Annotated in this window: 18 protein-coding genes; 10 read left to right on the top strand and 8 right to left on the bottom strand. The window is 63.1% G+C overall.

What is annotated here, in order from left to right; all coding sequences use genetic code 11:
• Positions 1–51 precede the first annotated feature (51 nt).
• The 10 genes from G6N82_RS11420 to pufC all read left to right on the top strand — a co-directional run bounded on the left by G6N82_RS11420 (position 52) and on the right by pufC (position 9,724).
• Positions 52–1,200: a methyltransferase gene (locus tag G6N82_RS11420; protein WP_165196551.1), complete on the top strand. Its 1,149-nt coding sequence runs from the start codon at positions 52–54 to the stop codon at positions 1,198–1,200.
• A gap of 114 nt (positions 1,201–1,314) precedes the next feature.
• Positions 1,315–2,250: a chlorophyll synthesis pathway protein BchC gene (gene bchC / locus G6N82_RS11425; RefSeq protein ID WP_165196553.1), complete on the top strand. Its 936-nt coding sequence runs from the start codon at positions 1,315–1,317 to the stop codon at positions 2,248–2,250.
• Positions 2,247–3,230 carry a chlorophyllide a reductase iron protein subunit X gene (locus G6N82_RS11430; RefSeq protein WP_165196555.1) on the top strand — a complete coding sequence of 328 codons (984 nt, stop codon included), beginning with the start codon at positions 2,247–2,249 and terminating at the stop codon, positions 3,228–3,230. Before bchC ends, G6N82_RS11430 begins: the two co-directional genes overlap by 4 nt.
• A gap of 3 nt (positions 3,231–3,233) precedes the next feature.
• Complete coding sequence (bchY, locus tag G6N82_RS11435) at positions 3,234–4,769, top strand: chlorophyllide a reductase subunit Y (RefSeq protein ID WP_165196557.1); 1,536 nt, start codon at positions 3,234–3,236, stop codon at positions 4,767–4,769.
• Entirely contained in the window at positions 4,766–6,211 is a 1,446-nt protein-coding gene (bchZ, locus tag G6N82_RS11440; protein WP_165196559.1) for a chlorophyllide a reductase subunit Z, read from the top strand. The genes bchY and bchZ overlap by 4 nt, the downstream gene beginning before the upstream one ends.
• Positions 6,212–6,332: 121 nt before the next feature.
• Entirely contained in the window at positions 6,333–6,488 is a 156-nt protein-coding gene (gene pufB / locus G6N82_RS11445) for a light-harvesting antenna LH1, beta subunit (RefSeq protein WP_165196562.1), read from the top strand.
• Between the two features lie 69 nt (positions 6,489–6,557).
• Complete coding sequence (pufA, locus tag G6N82_RS11450; RefSeq protein ID WP_165196564.1) at positions 6,558–6,722, top strand: light-harvesting antenna LH1, alpha subunit; 165 nt, start codon at positions 6,558–6,560, stop codon at positions 6,720–6,722.
• A gap of 131 nt (positions 6,723–6,853) precedes the next feature.
• Entirely contained in the window at positions 6,854–7,678 is an 825-nt protein-coding gene (pufL, locus tag G6N82_RS11455) for a photosynthetic reaction center subunit L (RefSeq protein WP_165196566.1), read from the top strand.
• Positions 7,679–7,692: 14 nt separating this feature from the next.
• Entirely contained in the window at positions 7,693–8,661 is a 969-nt protein-coding gene (pufM, locus tag G6N82_RS11460) for a photosynthetic reaction center subunit M (RefSeq protein ID WP_165196568.1), read from the top strand.
• 1 nt (position 8,662) lies between these two features.
• A complete protein-coding gene (gene pufC, locus G6N82_RS11465) occupies positions 8,663–9,724 on the top strand; it encodes a photosynthetic reaction center cytochrome PufC (RefSeq protein ID WP_206520173.1) in 1,062 nt (353 codons plus the stop codon).
• A gap of 76 nt (positions 9,725–9,800) precedes the next feature.
• Here the strand turns inward: pufC and G6N82_RS11470 are convergent, their stop codons facing one another.
• From G6N82_RS11470 to G6N82_RS11505, 8 genes are all read right to left on the bottom strand, one after another.
• Entirely contained in the window at positions 9,801–10,046 is a 246-nt protein-coding gene (locus G6N82_RS11470) for a hypothetical protein (protein WP_165192550.1), read from the bottom strand.
• Between the two features lie 13 nt (positions 10,047–10,059).
• The gene (locus G6N82_RS11475; RefSeq protein ID WP_206520175.1) at positions 10,060–10,542 is read right to left on the bottom strand and encodes a TspO/MBR family protein; all 483 of its coding nucleotides are present in this window, start codon (positions 10,540–10,542) and stop codon (positions 10,060–10,062) included.
• Positions 10,539–11,732, bottom strand: coding sequence for a geranylgeranyl diphosphate reductase (locus G6N82_RS11480; RefSeq protein ID WP_165196572.1), 1,194 nt, complete (start codon positions 11,730–11,732; stop codon positions 10,539–10,541). Before G6N82_RS11480 ends, G6N82_RS11475 begins: the two co-directional genes overlap by 4 nt.
• A complete protein-coding gene (locus G6N82_RS11485; RefSeq protein WP_165196574.1) occupies positions 11,729–13,045 on the bottom strand; it encodes a BCD family MFS transporter in 1,317 nt (438 codons plus the stop codon). The genes G6N82_RS11480 and G6N82_RS11485 overlap by 4 nt, the downstream gene beginning before the upstream one ends.
• Positions 13,045–13,947, bottom strand: coding sequence for a chlorophyll synthase ChlG (gene chlG, locus G6N82_RS11490; RefSeq protein WP_165196577.1), 903 nt, complete (start codon positions 13,945–13,947; stop codon positions 13,045–13,047). The genes G6N82_RS11485 and chlG overlap by 1 nt, the downstream gene beginning before the upstream one ends.
• 68 nt (positions 13,948–14,015) lie before the next feature.
• The gene (gene ppsR / locus G6N82_RS11495; RefSeq protein ID WP_165196579.1) at positions 14,016–15,338 is read right to left on the bottom strand and encodes a transcriptional regulator PpsR; all 1,323 of its coding nucleotides are present in this window, start codon (positions 15,336–15,338) and stop codon (positions 14,016–14,018) included.
• Between the two features lie 108 nt (positions 15,339–15,446).
• A complete protein-coding gene (locus tag G6N82_RS11500; protein WP_165196581.1) occupies positions 15,447–16,007 on the bottom strand; it encodes a cobalamin B12-binding domain-containing protein in 561 nt (186 codons plus the stop codon).
• On the bottom strand, positions 15,946–16,347 hold the full coding sequence (locus tag G6N82_RS11505) for a hypothetical protein (RefSeq protein ID WP_165196583.1): 402 nt from the start codon (positions 16,345–16,347) through the stop codon (positions 15,946–15,948). Before G6N82_RS11505 ends, G6N82_RS11500 begins: the two co-directional genes overlap by 62 nt.
• Between the last annotated feature and the right edge of the window lie 123 nt (positions 16,348–16,470).

The raw sequence follows: 16,470 nt of genomic DNA on the forward strand, positions 1-16,470 counted from the left end.
CCACGCATTGTGTTTGACCTTTACATAACAGATGTCCAATCAAATGGACACATGGAGTCGTCAAGCTCTCAAAAATCCTCTGGAGCCGCCTCCGGATGGAAACTGCGCTGGATCGCCTGGCGCAATCGTGTGCTGGCCGATCCGCGCTTTCAGGACTGGGCCGCGCGCAACTGGCTGACCCGCCGCGTGGCGCGGCGCAAGGCACGTGAAGTGTTCGATCTGGTCGCAGGCTTTACCTACACGCAGACCCTGCTGGCAGTGCTGGAAAGCGGATTGCTCGATCGGCTGGGCGAGGGGCCGTGCAGCCTTGCGGACGCGGCGGCCGTTGCGGGCCTGGGCGAGGCAGCGACCGAGCGACTCGTCAAGGCGGCGGCCGCGCTCGATCTCGCCGAGGAAGTCGCGCCAAAGGTATGGATGCTGGGGCAGCGCGGCGCAGCGTTGAGCACCCAGGAAGGGGCGAAGGCGATGATTCGCCATCACCCGTTGCTTTATCGCGACCTGGCCGATCCGCTGGCGCTGCTGCGGCAGGACCGGTCAGCGCCGACCGAGCTGTCAGAATTCTGGCGCTATGCCGCGCGCGCGGACGCCGATGCGGAGGCCGAGTCGGCGGTCACGCCTTATTCGCAATTGATGGCGGCCTCACAGGCGATGGTCGCGCGCGAAGTGCTGCGCGCCTATCGCTTCGGCAGGCATGCGGCGCTGCTCGATGTCGGTGGCGGGCACGGGGCCTTCGCCAGCGCGGTTGCCGAGCACTACCCCGCATTGCGACTCGGCATCTTCGACCTGCCGGGTGTTGTTGCCGGTTCAGCCGAACGACTTGCGCGGCAGGGAGTGGATCAGGTCGAGCTCCACGGAGGCGATTTCTTCAAAGACCGATTGCCGCAAGGGTATGACTGCATCTCGCTCGTGCGCATCCTGCACGATCATGACGATGATGCTGCGCAGGCGATCCTGGCCGCGACTCGGAAGGCACTGCCTGAAGGCGGTCGGCTGCTGATTGCCGAGCCGATGGCTGGAATCCGCGGCGCCGAGGCGATGGGTGACGCCTATTTCGGCCTCTACCTGTGGACAATGCGCTCTGGCCGGCCGCGCACCCGCGACGAGCTGGAAACGATGCTGCGCAAGGCGGGATTCGGCCGTTGGCAGCACCTTTCGCCGGCTCAACCGCTGATCACAAGTGTCACTGTCGCTTTTGCCTGACATCAAAGTTGTCTTGCATCATTGACACTCAGTACTGTCAGGCTATGATGACAGAGGGAAATTATATCCATCGCGAAAGGGTTGGTCGCGACGACTCAAGGGGATGTCCATTTTATGGACGCGATCGCGGTGATTCTTGATGCGCCAAAGCGGCTGTCGGTTCGGCAGCTGGCGTTGAATCCCGCGGGTACTTGCGATGTCATTGTCGAAACGGTCTGGAGCGGCATCAGCAGTGGCACCGAAAAGCTGCTGTGGTCCGGCGAAATGCCGCGCTTCCCCGGCATGGGCTATCCGCTGGTGCCGGGATATGAATCGGTTGGCCGGATTGTTGATGCTGGTGCGGATGTGCAGGAGCGGATCGGCGAATGGGTCTTTGTCCCCGGTGCCAATTGCTACGCTGAAGCGCGAGGATTGTTCGGCGGCACAGCCAGCAGGCTGATCGTTCCCTCTGCCCGGGCACTCACCATTTCCGAATCGCTCGCTGAAAAGGGCGTGCTTATCGCTCTCGCTGCAACCGCGCTGCATGCGCTCGGCGCGGGCGACCCGCCCGAACTGATCGTGGGGCATGGCGTGCTGGGGCGCTTGCTGGCGCGGCTCACGATCGCGTCGGGCGCACCGGCGCCGGTCGTGTGGGACAACAAGGCCGAACGGCGCGGCGGCGCGCGCGGCTATGTCTGCATCGCCCCCAAGGATGATGACCGTCACGACTACAAGGCCATTTATGATGCCAGCGGCTATGCCCACGGGCTCGACAACCTGATCTCGCGGCTCGGCAAGCGCGGCGAGATCGTCCTCGCCGGCTTCTATTCCGACCGGCTGAGCTTCGGCTTTGCGCCCGCTTTCCAAGCTGAGGCGCGGCTGCGTATCGCGGCCGAGTGGACGCCCGAGGATCTCGCTTCGACTCAGGCGCTGGTCGAAACCGGCGCGCTCGATCTCGATGGTCTCATCTCGCACGTGCAGCCCGCGAGTGAGGCCGAGTCCGCCTATCCGGCGGCATTCAATGAACCCGACTGTCTCAAGATGGTGTTGGACTGGAGCAGTTACACATGACGATGCTTGATACCGAAGCCCTGCGGCAGGAGGCGGCGATCGAGCCCGATCCCGTGCACACAGGCGAAGTAACCAGCGAAACGCAGGTTATCGCGATTTATGGCAAGGGCGGGTCGGGCAAGAGCTTTGCCCTCTCCAACCTCAGCTACATGATGGCGCAGCAGGGCAAGCGCGTGCTGTTGATCGGCTGCGATCCGAAATCGGATACCACCAGCCTGCTGTTTGGCGGCAAGAGCTGCCCGACCATTATCGAAACCAGCTCCAAGAAGAAGCTGGCGGGCGAGGAAGTACGGATCGAAGATGTCTGCTTCCAGCGCGACGGGGTGTTCGCAATGGAACTGGGCGGTCCCGAAGTCGGCCGCGGCTGCGGCGGGCGCGGGATCATCCACGGCTTCGAACTGCTCGAAAAGCTCGGCTTCCACGAATGGGGTTTCGACTACGTCCTGCTCGATTTCCTGGGTGACGTTGTGTGCGGCGGCTTCGGCCTGCCGATCGCCCGCGACATGTGCCAGAAGGTGATCGTCGTCGGCTCGAACGATTTGCAATCGCTCTATGTCGCGAACAACGTCTGCCATGCGGTGGAATATTTCCGCAAGATGGGCGGCAATGTCGGCGTAGCCGGCATGATCGTGAACAAGGATGACGGCACCGGCGAAGCCGCCGCCTTCGCCAAGGCGGTCGATATTCCCGTGCTCTGCGCGATACCGGCGGACGAGGACATCCGCCGCAAATCAGCCAATTACCAGATTATCGGAAAGCCGGGCGGCGAATGGAGCGGGCTGTTTGAACAGCTTGCAGAAAATGTCGCCAAGGCGCCGCCGCGCCGGCCCACTCCCTTAGACCAGGATGGACTGCTTGGCCTCTTCTCCCCCGAAGACACCGGAGGCGATATCCAACTCGTCCCGGCGACCCAGGCCGATATGCGCGGCGGCTCGTTCGAACCGCGCCCGTCGCTCGAGGTGATCTATGACGAGGTGTAACGGATGACCGACCTCGGCGCCCCGATGCGCGAACGCGACACGCTCGACTTTGGTTCGTCCGAAGGAGGGGCCTGCTCGAGCAAGGACACCATGCGCGAAGCGGCGCGCAAGGCGGGCAATAGCGACGTGCTGGATCGCTATGCCGCCGATTATCCGGTCGATCCCGCGCGCGGGCCGCACGACCAGCCGCAATCGATGTGCCCGGCCTTCGGGTCGCTCCGGGTGGGCCTTCGCATGCAGCGCACTGCGACGGTGCTCTCAGGTTCGGCCTGCTGTGTTTATGGCCTGACCTTCACTTCGCATTTCTACGGCGCGCGCCGCACGGTCGGCTACGTCCCGTTCAATTCAGAATCGCTTGTGACCGGCAAGCTGTTCGAGGACATCAAGGAAGCGGTCGAACAGCTCGCCGATCCTGCAAACTACGACACGATTGTCGTCACCAATCTGTGCGTTCCCACTGCCAGCGGCGTGCCCTTGCGGCTGCTGCCCAAGGCGATCAACGGAGTGCGCATTATCGGGATCGACGTACCTGGCTTCGGCATTCCAACCCATGCCGAAGCCAAGGACGTACTCGCTGGCGCTATGCTGCAATATGCGCGCAGTGAGGCCGAGCAGGGTCCTGTCGCCGCTCCGAAACAGCGCTCGGATCGACCGACAGTGACTCTGCTCGGAGAGATGTTCCCGGCCGATCCGGTTGGGCTTGCCCAATTGCTGGCACCACTTGGGCTGGCCGCGGGGCCAGTCGTGCCGACGCGCGAATGGCGTGAGCTTTACGGCGCGCTCGATTGTGCCGCGGTCGCCGCGATCCATCCCTTCTACACCGCCAGCGTGCGCGAATTCGAAGCGGCGGGCCGCAGTGTGGTCGGTTCCGCCCCGGTCGGGCGCGAAGGTACCGCTGCCTGGCTTGACGCCATTGGTGCCGCTTGCGGTGTGTCTCAGAAGCAGATCGACGCCGCGAAGAACGGCGCACTCCCGGCAATCGAAGCGGCATTGGCCGCAGCTCCGATCAAGGGGCGGGTGACTGTCTCGGGCTATGAAGGCTCCGAACTGCTGGTCGCGCGGCTGCTGATCGAAAGCGGGGCGGATGTCCCCTACGTCGGCACCGCCTGCCCGAAGACGCGCTGGTCCGATTCCGATCGCGAATGGCTCGAGGCACGCGGCGTGCGGGTGCAATATCGCGCTAGCCTGGAACAGGATATCGCTGCGGTCGACGAATACCGACCCGATCTGGCGGTCGGCACCACCCCGGTAGTGCAGCATGCAAAGCAGGCAGGCCTGCCCGCAATGTACTTCACCAACCTCATCTCGGCTCGTCCGCTGATGGGCGTAGCGGGTGCTGGCAGCCTGGCGCAGGTGATCAACGCTGCGATCGGCAACAAGGAACGGTTCGCCCGGATGACCGCCTTTTTCGAAGGGGTGGGCAAGGACATGAGCGCAGGCGTGTGGGAAGACGTCCCGCAGGATCGCCCGCTGTTCAAGAAAAAGTTTGCAGCGCAGAACATTGCGGCCCGCAAGGCGGCCGAGGCGGTGGGCGAATGAGCCTGATCCTCGATCATGACCGGGCCGGTGGCTATTGGGGCGCGGTCTACGCCTTCACCGCAATCAAGGGATTGCAAGTGGTGATTGACGGGCCGGTCGGCTGCGAGAACCTGCCGGTTACCTCTGTCCTGCATTACACTGACGGGTTGCCGCCGCATGAGTTGCCGATCGTGGTGACCGGGCTGGGCGAAGAAGAGCTGGGCAAGACCGGCACCGAAGGCGCGATGAAGCGCGCCTGGCAAACGCTCGATCCCGATCTGCCTTCGGTGGTGGTGACCGGGTCGATCGCCGAAATGATCGGCGGCGGGGTGACGCCTGAAGGCACGACGATCAAGCGCTTCCTGCCGCGCACGATTGACGAGGATCAGTGGGAAAGCGCGGACCGTGCGCTCAGCTGGCTGTGGACCGAATTCGGGCCAAAGAAGATGCCCGCACGGCGCGAGCGCAAGGAAGGCGAAAAGCCCAAGGTCAACATCATCGGCCCGTCATACGGCATGTTCAACATGGCGTCCGACCTCGCCGAGATCCGCCGGCTAGTTGAAGGGATCGGCGCCGAGGTGAACATGGTGTTCCCGCTCGGCAGCCATCTGGCCGACATCAAAAAGCTTGGCATGGCGGATGCCAATATCTGCCTGTACCGAGAGTTCGGACGGAACCTGTGCGAATTGCTTGAGCGGCCCTATTTCCAGGCGCCGATCGGGCTCGACAGCACCACGAAGTTCCTGGAGGCGCTCGGCGCCGAACTGGGCCTTGATCCCGCGTCGTTCATCGAGCGTGAGAAGCACACCACGATCAAGCCGCTGTGGGACCTGTGGCGCTCGGTTACGCAGGACTTCTTCGGCACTGCCAGCTTCGGCATCGTCGCCAACGAAACCTACGCCCGCGGTATCCGGAATTTCCTGGAAGGCGACATGGGCCTGCCCTGCAGCTTCGCCTTTGGCCGATCTGCCGGGGTCAAGCCGGATAACCAGGCGGTGCGCGCGGCGATCCATGCCAATCCTCCGCTGGTGGTGTTCGGCAGCTATAACGAACGGATGTACATGGCGGAGTGCGGCGCGCGGGGAATCTACATCCCGGCAAGTTTCCCCGGCGCGGCGATCCGTCGGCATACCGGCACCCCCTTCATGGGCTATTCGGGTGCGACCTATCTCGTGCAGGAAGTGTGCAATGCGTTGTTCGACGCGCTGTTCCATATCTTGCCGCTCTCGACGCAGATGGATGCAGGCGAAGCGACACCCGCGCGCGACTATCGCGAGCTCGAGTGGGACGATGACGCCAAGGCCAAGCTCGATGAGCTGGTCGAGGCGCAGCCGGTGCTGATCCGCATTTCCGCCGCCAAGCGGCTGCGTGACGCCGCCGAGCGCGCTTCAAGGCGCGCAGGCGAGACCCGCGTCACCGCCGACCGGCTGGCCGACGCATTACTTGAAGGACACGGCGCATGAGCGCGCTGAACCAGATCGCTCGCAGCGATGCGAGCCCAGCAATCCTCGCGGGGCAACCCGTGTGGATACCGAAGGAGGCAATACCGCCTCTCGCACAACAACCAGAACTGGAGAGCACGTTATGAGCGATTCTGACGATCGCTTCGGCATGAGCACTTACCTCACGCCAGAAGAGGCCAAGGAATTCCACAAACTGTTCATGACCACATTCATGGGTTTCACGGCGATTGCCGTCGTGGCGCACCTGTTGGTGTGGGCATGGCGTCCGTGGCTCTGACTACGGTCTAGCGCAGGGGCCTTTACGGGCCGCTGATAACTTTCAGCAAATTGCACAAGGATACATACCATGTGGAGATCTTGGCTAATTTTTGAACCGCGCAGGGCGCTGGTTGGACTTCATGTCTTCCTGGCCGTGCTGGCGTTCACCATCCACTTCATCCTGCTGAGCACAGACACCTACAACTGGCTTGACGGTCCGAATGCGGCCGCCACTGCCCAGCTTGGGGGCTGACCGCTCACAGCGAAGGGATAGACCATTCGACTGTGCGAGGGGCGTGGGTCGGCCAGGCCGGCCCCGCCTCACCGGGTCGGATAGCTGAACAACATTGATCCTGCCCGTTAAGGGTGGGGGAGGATTGGGCTATGGCGCTCCTCAGTTTTGAGCGAAAATATCGCGTGCGTGGCGGCACGCTGATCGGCGGAGACCTGTTCGACTTCTGGGTCGGTCCGTTTTATGTGGGCTTCTTCGGGGTCGTCACCGCGATCTTTGCAACCTTGGGGACGGCGTTGATATTCTACGCCGCGTCGCAAGGCCCGACCTGGAACCCGTGGCTGATTTCGATCGCGCCGCCTGACCTTAAATACGGCCTGTCGCTGGCCCCGCTGAAAGAAGGGGGCTTCTGGCAGGTGATCACCGTCTGCGCGATCATCTCCTTCGTCTCATGGGCGCTGCGAGAGGTCGAGATCTGCCGCAAGCTGGGCATGGGATATCACGTACCGATCGCATTCGGTTTCGCGATCTTCGCCTATGTCACGCTGGTGGTGATCCGCCCGGTGCTGATGGGAGGCTGGCACTTCGGCTTCCCGTACGGAATATTCAGCCACTTGGACTGGGTATCGAACACCGGGTACCAATACCTGCACTTCCACTACAACCCGGCGCATATGATCGCGGTGAGCTTCTTCTTCACCACGACACTGGCCCTGGCCATGCACGGCGCGCTGGTCCTTTCGGCGGTCAATCCGGCCAAGGGACAGGAAGTGAAGACGCCTGAATATGAAGACACCTTCTTCCGCGACCTGATCGGCTACTCGGTCGGCACGCTGGGGATCCACCGCGTCGGCTTGCTGCTGGCGCTCAATGCCGGCTTCTGGAGCGCGGTTTGCATCGTGATCAGCGGCCCATTGTGGACCCGTGGCTGGCCCGAATGGTGGACCTGGTGGCTCAACCTGCCGATCTGGGCATGATGGAGAACTGAGCCATGGCAACCTATCAGAACATATTCACTCAGGTTCAGCTCAACCACCCGCCGGAGGAAGGCATTGCGCTTCCCCCCGGTGACGAGGAGCGGATCAAGGCGAATTTCATCAACCGCTGGATGGGCATGATCGGCCATGCGCAGATCGGCCAATTCTACCTTGGCTGGACCGGCATGGCCTCGCTCGCCTTCGGCCTGTTCGCCATCTTCATCATGGGCATGAACATGTGGGCCTCGGTCGGCTGGGACCCGGTGCAGTTCGTCCGAATGCTGCCGTGGCTCTCGCTTGAGCCGCCTGGCCCCGAATACGGCTTCACGCCATTCGTGCCGCTGGCCAAGGGCGGCTGGTGGATCCTTGCCGGCGCATTCCTGACCGTGTCGATCCTGCTGTGGTGGGTGCGAACCTATCGCCGGGCGCGCGCGCTGGGCATGGGTACGCATGTGGCCTGGGCTTTCCTGTCGGCGATCTGGCTGTTCCTGGTGCTTGGCTTCATCCGCCCGATGTTCATGGGCAGCTGGGCCGAGGCGGTGCCATTCGGCATCTTCCCGCACCTAGACTGGACCGCGGCGTTCTCGATCCGGTACGGAAACCTCTTCTACAATCCGTTCCACGCACTTTCGATCGCCTTCCTGTATGGATCGACCCTGCTCTTCGCGATGCACGGCGCAACCATCCTGGCGGTGGGCCGATATGGCGGCGAGCGCGAGATCGAACAGATCACCGATCGTGGTACGGCCTCTGAGCGTGCGGCGCTGTTCTGGCGCTGGACCATGGGCTTCAACGCCACAATGGAATCGATCCACCGCTGGGCCTGGTGGTTTGCGGTGCTGACCACGCTGACCGGCGGGATCGGCATCCTCTTGACCGGCACGGTGGTCGACAACTGGTACCTGTGGGCGCAGCAACACGGCTTCGCCCCGGCCTATCCCGACACCGGGACGATCGATCCCACTACACTTGGGAGTGAGTAGCATGACGCAGACGATCAAATGGATTGCGCTTGCCAGCTTTCCGCTGGCGCTGACCGCCTGCGAGCTCGCCCCCAAGGTGTCGGAGCAGAACGGCTATCGAGGCACTGGCATGAACCAGGTCCGGCTGGCTTCGATCGCGGAGGCTGAATATGACGTGCCGCCGCCGCCTTATGAGCTTCCGGCTTCGGGCGGGCCCACTGCGGGCGAGGTCTACGAAAACGTCCAGGTGCTGAACAATGTTTCGGCGGACGAGTTCAACTACCTGATGGCGGCGATCACCGAATGGGTCGCCCCGGAGGCTGGCTGCAATTACTGCCACAACCCGGCCAACATGGCTTCGGACGAGGTTTATACCAAGGTCGTTGCCCGCAGGATGATTCAGATGAACCAGAATCTGAATGCGAACTGGAAGACCCATGTCGCCGAGACGGGAGTGACCTGTTGGACTTGCCACCGTGGTAATGCGGTACCGGAAAACATCTGGACCATGCCGGATCCGGGCAAGGACGGTTCGGTCAAGATCACCCGCAAGGGCCAGAACAGTCCGGTGCCGGCAACCGCCTATTCCTCGCTGCCGGTCAATGCCGTGGCGATGTATTTCAAGGATGAGGAAAGCGCAGCCAATATCCGCGTTGCCTCCACGGGGATGCATCCGAGCGCGGACAATACACTCAGCACCATGGCGACCGAGAACACCTATTCGCTGATGATGCATCTCTCGGATTCGCTCGGGGTGAATTGCACCTTCTGCCACAACACGCAGAGCTTCGGTGCCTGGAACCTCAGCCCGGCGCCGCGTGCAACCGCATGGCACGGCATCCGGATGGTTCGCGACATCAACGGCGGTTACATCACGCCGCTGACGTCGGTGTTCCCGGAGAACCGGCTGGGGACGCAGGGTGATCCCTACAAGGTCAACTGCACCACCTGCCACCAGGGCGTGAACAAGCCGATGGGCGGGGCACAAATGGCCAAGGACTATCCGGCTTTGCGGGCAGCTCCTGCAGCTGCGCCGGCACCTGAACCGGCTGCTGAAGCCGAGCCAGCGGAGACGACGACCTGATACGGCTTTCCTGTTAGCAGGGGGCTTTGCAGCGGCCCGGTCGCAATCTGCGATCGGGCCGTTCGCTATTGGTGCGCTAGCGTTTGCGGCGCGCAAGATCGGCAAGGTGCGCGGGAAAGGCAAGCGCCAGCGGCAGCGCGATCCATGGCCAGTCTGCCCCTACCAATGCCGCGCGCAAGGCAAGGACAATCAACGCCGCGGGCGCGAGCAGCAGCATTGCGTCAGCCGGCTGCCAGCCGCGCCGCCACAGGATCACGAACTCGATCACCAGTACCGCCAGCACCACATCGGCTGCCAGCCCGCTCGCGAAGAATTCCTGCACCGCGCGGTGCCTCTCAGCCGAACGGGCCGTTGAGTTCGACCACCTGCCAATTGAGCGCGGCCGCCACGCTGACCCAAGCCAGATAGGGCAGCAGCAGCAGCCCCGCGAGCCGTGAGATCCGTCCGCAATAGACGATCAGCAGCAGGATCGAGAGCCACAGCAGCAGCACTTCGGCAAAAGCCCAGTCGGGCCGCTGCATGCGGAAAAACAGCAGGCTCCACAGCACGTTGAGGAAAGCGTTGAGCGCGAACAGGCTGATCACCCAATCGCGCGCCGCGCGTGAGGGGGCAGACCGCCAGGTCGTGACCGCTGCCATGGCGGCGAGGGCGAAAATCGTGGTCCAAGCAATCGGGAAAACCGGGCCCGGCGGCGTCCAGGAAGGCTTGTCGAGCGAACGGTACCACGGGCCGAGATCGGTGATCGTCGCCCCCAGCATCGCCACCCCCATCGCCGCGATTACAGCGATCGATACCGGTATCACCCAGCTCTTGCTCATCCGGTCATCGGCCTCAGTCCCAACAGATGGGCGCAATCCTTCAGGAAAATCTTCACATGCGCAAGCGGCTTTGCCCGCACCAGCCGCTTGTTCATATAGGCCTGCCAGGTCAGTTGCTGGACATCGCGGTCGGCGCACATGTCCACAAAGCGCTCGCGCCGCTTGTCGCTCGAATACCAGAAATGCTGCATGATCCCCAGGATCCAGAACACCCGACCATGCTCGCGCATGAAGTGCTTGCGCGCCTGCCTCAGCGCTGCCGGCTGGCCGCTCAGGACGAATTCATTGGCCGCTTCGGCGACGATCCGGCCGCAGGTCATGGCGTAATAGATGCCTTCGCCGGAAGCCGGGGCGACGACTCCCGCCGCATCGCCAGCCACGATCACATCGCGCCCGTTGTCCCAGCGCTTCAGCGGCTTCAGCGGGATCGGCGCGCCTTCCTTGCGGATGGTCGTGCAGTCATCCAGCCCGAGCTCGTCACGCATCTCGCTCACCGTCTCGCGCAGCGGAAACCCCTTGTTCGCGCTGCCCAGGCCAATGCTGGAGGTGTGGCCGTGCGGGAAGATCCAGGCGTAGAAATCGGGCGAGAGCTTGCCCTGATAGAAGACGTCGCAGCGCGCCGGATCGAACCCCTTGTCGTTCGCCGCCGGGCTTTCGATCACCTCGTGATAAGCGAAGACGCATTTCATGTTTTCCGCGCCTTCGATGTTCTGGCGGGCGACTGCCGAACGGGCGCCGTCGGCGCCGATCACCAGCTTCGTGCGTACCCGTTCGAGCTCGCTACCGCGTTGTGCGCGATAACAGACCACCGTGCCCGCCTCGTCGCGCTCGATATGGTCGAACATGCCCGTGCGGCGCTCGGCACCGTCGCTGGCGGCGCGCTGGCGCAGCCATTCGTCGAACACGTCGCGGTCGACCATGCCGACATAGCCGATCTCACCCACCGGCATGTCGACCTTGCGCCCGGACGGTGCGATCATCCGTGCGGACCGCGCCTTGGCGACCAGCAGCGATTGCGGCACGTCGAAATCCTCGAGCAGGCGCGGCGGAACGGCTCCGCCGCAGGGCTTGATCCGCCCGTCGCGGTCGAGCAGCAGGACTTTGCGGCCTAGCCGCGCGAGCGTGCTGGCGGCGGTTGCTCCGGACGGCCCGCCACCTACCACCACGACGTCATAGTGCTGCTCGGTCATGTGCTGGCCATCCTTTGTGAGAGTGCGGGCACGCGCCGGGTGGCGCGCATGGCAAGAAATGCTGCGAGCACAAAGGCGCCCGCTTCGATAGCGAAGATCAGCTGGAAGGCGGCGGCATCATTGCCGCCCGAGCGGCGCGCAAAGTCGACTCCGAGTGCGCCGAGCAGGCCGCCCATACCGAAGGCGATCGCTTGCGCCGCACCCCACACGCCCATGCGCACGCCCTCGCGGGTGCGTTCGCCTGAGCCGGCAAGGCCCATCATCGCGCCGATCGCAGCGACCGCAAAGGCGCCGTTGCAAAAGCCGAGAGCAAAGACATTGGCCTGCAAGGGCCAGCCTGCGCCAACACGTGCGCCGGTCGCCAGGCCCACCAGCGCCAGTGCTGACCCGACACAGCCGGTCACGATCCACACCCGCAGCTCTACCGGCATCCGCCCGGCAAAGGCGCTGCCACCGATGCCCGCTGCGATCATGCCGGCCAATACACCGCCGTGCTGGATCCCTGCCAGCGAAGTCGATTGCCCCGGCGTCATCCCGAACACGAGCCCGGCAAAGGGTTCGAGGATCAGGTCCTGCATGCTGTAAGCCAGCATCGAGACGAAGATGAACAGGGTAAACCGGCGCGCTGCCTGCTCTTTCAGGATTTCGCGGATTGCTTCGGCAAAGTCAGGCGGCGGCCCTGCGCGATCGGTTTCGGCTTCCACCAGCGCCTGCTGTTCCAGCCGGAATGTCACTGCGCAGGTCAGCAGAAAGGCGCACAGGACCACGCCTGTCGCAACCATCACCAGCCGCTGTTCGGAGAATGGATCGAGCAGGGCGCCAGCGGTGGCTGCGGAAATCACGATCCCGGCCACCATCATGATCCACGTAACGGCAGCGGCTGCCGCGCGGCGTTCTCGCGCGACGCCCGAAGCGAGCAGGGCCAGCAGCGACGTCCCCGAAGCACCCACGCCCGCGCCGATCAAGGTGAAGGCCAGCGCGGCCATCACGCCGCCCAGGATCGGACTTTCGTTGATGATCACCGTTGCATTCACGGCCATCAGCGCGCCAAGCGCCAATATGCCCAGGCCACCGATGATCCAGGGGGTGCGGCGGCGCCCCTTGTCTGAGCCGTGGCCCCAGATCGGGCGGGATAATTGCACAGCATAGTGCCAGGCGACCAGGCCGGCCGGAATGGCGGCGATCAAGCCATATTCGACCACCATCACCCGGTTGAGCAGCGAGGTGGCGAGCATCACAATCGCCCCGATCGAGGCCTGGACTGCGCCGAGCCGAACGATCGCGAGCCATCCAAAGCCCTTCGCGTTCGCCATCAGAGATACCCTCCCAGCCCGAGCGCCGAACCAAGCATGCCCAACACGTAGAGCGTCACGCCGGTGGCGCTGTACCATGGTGCGTTGGCCTTTGGATCGCGTAGCAGGCGCGGCATTAGTGCCAGCTGCGCCAGCAGCACTGCGATGACGATGGCGGCGGACCATTGATGGCCCCAGCTCAGCAGCAGGGCGATCACCGCAACTTGCGGCAATGCCATGGTGGCGCATGCAAGCCGTGCGGCGTTGCTGACGCCCAGAGTGACCGGCAGCGAGCGTAGGCCGGTCGCCCGGTCTCCCTCGACCGCTTTGAAATCATTGAGCGTCATGATGCCATGCGCACCCAGGCTGTAGAGGCCGAGCGTAACCAGGATTTCGGTGCGGGGAAGGGCGCCCGCCATTACGCTCGCACCGGTGAACCAGGCCAGCCCCTCATAGGTCAGCGCGACCACTGCCGGGCCAAGCCAGCCGCTGGTCTTGAAGCGGAACGGCGGCGCGCTGTAACCCCAGGCGCAGATGAGGCCGAAAATCGTCGCGACCAGCACCCATGGCCCGGTTACCCAGGCAATGATCAGCGACAGGACAGTTCCGATTATCGCGATCCGCAGGCCCCAGTTTCCGGCGATGCGGCCGGACGGGATCGGGCGGTGCGGTTCGTTGATCGCGTCGACATGCCGATCGAACCAGTCGTTCACCGCCTGGCTGGTACCGCAAACAAGCGGACCCGTTAGCGCGATCCCCGCAATCAGGAACAGCCAACGACCATCGAACCCCGCGCCCGACGACACGACCCCGCACATGAAGGCCCACATCGGGGGAAACCAGGTGATCGGCTTCAAAAGCTCCAGCACATCGCGCGCCGCCGGAGGCGGAGCGGGCGGAGTCGTGACAGCCGGATGAGCCATAGGGTCAGGCTATGCCTGACAGCATCATGCGTCAAACTGTTTTGACACTCATGGTGTCAGGTGCGACATCACTCGGGCTCGGTGGCCAGGTTGCCCAGGCCATAACGGTGAAGTTTCGAATAGAGGCTTTGGCGGCTCAGGCCGAGAATTTCCGCGGCCGAAGCGCGGTTGTCCGAAGTATAGGCCAGCGCGGCCTCAATGCAGAGGCGCTCGATCAAATCGGTGCTTTCGCGCACGATGTCTTTCAGCGACATCCGGCCGACCAGTTCAGTGAGCTGCTCGACCGAGCGCGGCATTTCCTGCGGCATAGGCGGTAGATCGCGCAGGCGCCGCGCGATCGGGCGAATCACCACGCCGATATGCGGCTCGTCTTCGCCTGTGCGCACGGCAGACAATTCGATCGGCTCGCCTTCCAGTGAGTCGCTGGCGCCGATCACGCTGTTTACATTCCGGGCATAGCCCTGCTTCTGCAGCTGCCCCTGGATCAGCTCCAGATCGATGCCGGGGCGGCCTACGAATTCGCCAAGCAGGCGGCCACGGACCTGGTCGATACTGGCCGCGCCGATAAGTTCGGCAAAAGCGAGATTGGCCGCGACGATGCGCCAGTCGGCATCGGTCAGCACGAAGGCATCGGGCATGCTTTCGAGCGTGCTCAGCATCGCGCTGGCTTCCGTCGAGTCGCTGCGTTCACCGGTATCGATCCGGATCAGCACGAACAGCTTGCCGCGCTGCCGGAAGCCTGTCGCGGTCAGCGTCAGGGAAGCATTTTGGTCTGCAAGCCTTGCTTCGACCGGCGATACCGAGCTTGAGGTCAGCGCTGCGCCAAGAAACGCGATCAAGGCCTCTCTCTCATTGCGGTCAAACAGGGCCAGGAACTTGCTGCCAACCAGCGTACCGGGCTTCGCCATCAGCAAAGTGTGCGCCACCGGATTGGCCTCGACGATCCGGCGGTTTTCGCTGTCGATTATAAGCACTGGCTCGCCCGACATTTCGAACAGCAGCCGATAGCGCGTTTCCAGCTGGCGCAAGCGAAGGTAGTCGCGCTCCAGCGATTGCTGAGCCTGGAGCAGGCGTTGTTGCAGTACAGCAGCGTCGCGCATGTCGCGCCCCAGGGCTAGCCGGCGCTTGCCGTCACCCAGTCTCATCATGCGGTAACTGACCGGAATTTCCCCGCTGTCGCCCTTTTGGTTGAGGTGCCGGGCGGAGGGCTCTAGTCCATTGCTCTGTTCCTGCAGCAATTCATCGACTTTGCCGATGCATTCGCTGGTCACCGTGTCGCGCCAATTCTGGCCGATCCAGTCGGGCAAATCGGGAAAAGCGCTGAGGTTCGCTGAGCCGTCTACAATCTGCCCCGCGTCATCGATAATCAGCACGATGTCGCCTGCGTTCATCGCCAGATGAAGCGCATCGTCGCTGCCGATCTCTCTTTTTATAGCAGCCGCATCATCGAAAACGCGATGATTTGCGCTGCTGCGCTTGGGGGGCATGCGCTGCTCCGGTTAGGGCACGGACGAAATGACAGGCTGCGATCCTGCTACAAGTCTCTCCGCCAGTGCCAGGGCTGAGCGCGCATCCTCGGCAGTACCATCCGCACCTACCCCCAGCGCCAGGGAAGGTTCGGCATTGATCCTGGGACCACCGATAAGGACACGCACTTTAGAATTTTTTGACACGCTTCGAATTGCTGTAATCAGGTCAGTCAGGATCGCGCTAGGGCAATTGCAACTGACGGTCAATCCGACCAGGTCAAACGGCCTTTCGGCCAACAGATGGATCAGTTCGTGACGTTGCGGCTCCAGCAAAACCTCGGTCTGCCAGCCGGCATTGGCGAACACTTCTTCGACCATCAAGGTCCCAAAATTATGCTGCTCGCCCGGCATCGGCGAAAACAGCGCCGAGTGGTTCTTGCCTGGTATATCGATTTCAACCCCGCTGTTGAGGCCGCATTCGCGCATCACCTCATGCAGGCGCCATAAGCCGACGGTTACATCGACGAAGTCACACCGATCCGCTTCCCATAATTCGCCAAGTGCGCGGGCGGAAGGTGCGAGCAAGTCCACGAAGATCGACCTCGGTGCTGACTCCGGCGGCCTGAAGCGCCCTGACCTCTGCCATCAATTCATCCGTCTCGAACTCGATCGGCAGCGCCGCGAAGCGCTTTGCTTCGCTTGGCTTGACCCGTCGGCCATCGAAGAAGGTGGGTATCTTTCGCTCCGACGAATGAACCAGCAGCAATCGCGGAATGATCTCCTCTTCGATGAGGCTGCTGAGTGATTTTCCTTCGCCTGCCTGGTTCGCGACTTGCGATCCTGGGCGATTGTCGTTTGCCTGATCGGACGCACTGAGGCCCGGGGCCTTGCGTCGGGGGCCGGAAATGCCAGCACCGTTCACCAAATCCATCCAGACCTCCCCAGTCTGTGGTTGGCGCGGATCGCGTCAAGGGCGGAGTTTGTCCAAGACACCTCGACTCGCGTCAGAGTGTCAAGCCTACGCCCATTGAAGGTGTAAAGCAAACGAAGCTGT

The sequence above is a fragment of the Altererythrobacter sp. BO-6 genome (assembly GCF_011047315.1).
GTDB lineage: Bacteria > Pseudomonadota > Alphaproteobacteria > Sphingomonadales > Sphingomonadaceae > Erythrobacter.

Coding starts and splice junctions, on each gene's coding strand:
- G6N82_RS11430 (WP_165196555.1), top strand. CDS start 2,247: ATGACGATGCTTGATACCGAAGCCCTGCGGCAGGAGGCGGCGATCGAG.
- G6N82_RS11485 (WP_165196574.1), bottom strand. CDS start 13,045: ATGGCGAACGCGAAGGGCTTTGGATGGCTCGCGATCGTTCGGCTCGGC.
- pufM (WP_165196568.1), top strand. CDS start 7,693: ATGGCAACCTATCAGAACATATTCACTCAGGTTCAGCTCAACCACCCG.
- chlG (WP_165196577.1), bottom strand. CDS start 13,947: ATGGCTCATCCGGCTGTCACGACTCCGCCCGCTCCGCCTCCGGCGGCG.
- bchZ (WP_165196559.1), top strand. CDS start 4,766: ATGAGCCTGATCCTCGATCATGACCGGGCCGGTGGCTATTGGGGCGCG.
- ppsR (WP_165196579.1), bottom strand. CDS start 15,338: ATGAACGCAGGCGACATCGTGCTGATTATCGATGACGCGGGGCAGATT.
- bchC (WP_165196553.1), top strand. CDS start 1,315: ATGGACGCGATCGCGGTGATTCTTGATGCGCCAAAGCGGCTGTCGGTT.
- G6N82_RS11420 (WP_165196551.1), top strand. CDS start 52: ATGGAGTCGTCAAGCTCTCAAAAATCCTCTGGAGCCGCCTCCGGATGG.
- pufL (WP_165196566.1), top strand. CDS start 6,854: ATGGCGCTCCTCAGTTTTGAGCGAAAATATCGCGTGCGTGGCGGCACG.
- pufB (WP_165196562.1), top strand. CDS start 6,333: ATGAGCGATTCTGACGATCGCTTCGGCATGAGCACTTACCTCACGCCA.
- pufC (WP_206520173.1), top strand. CDS start 8,663: ATGACGCAGACGATCAAATGGATTGCGCTTGCCAGCTTTCCGCTGGCG.
- G6N82_RS11480 (WP_165196572.1), bottom strand. CDS start 11,732: ATGACCGAGCAGCACTATGACGTCGTGGTGGTAGGTGGCGGGCCGTCC.
- G6N82_RS11475 (WP_206520175.1), bottom strand. CDS start 10,542: ATGAGCAAGAGCTGGGTGATACCGGTATCGATCGCTGTAATCGCGGCG.
- pufA (WP_165196564.1), top strand. CDS start 6,558: ATGTGGAGATCTTGGCTAATTTTTGAACCGCGCAGGGCGCTGGTTGGA.
- bchY (WP_165196557.1), top strand. CDS start 3,234: ATGACCGACCTCGGCGCCCCGATGCGCGAACGCGACACGCTCGACTTT.
- G6N82_RS11505 (WP_165196583.1), bottom strand. CDS start 16,347: ATGGATTTGGTGAACGGTGCTGGCATTTCCGGCCCCCGACGCAAGGCC.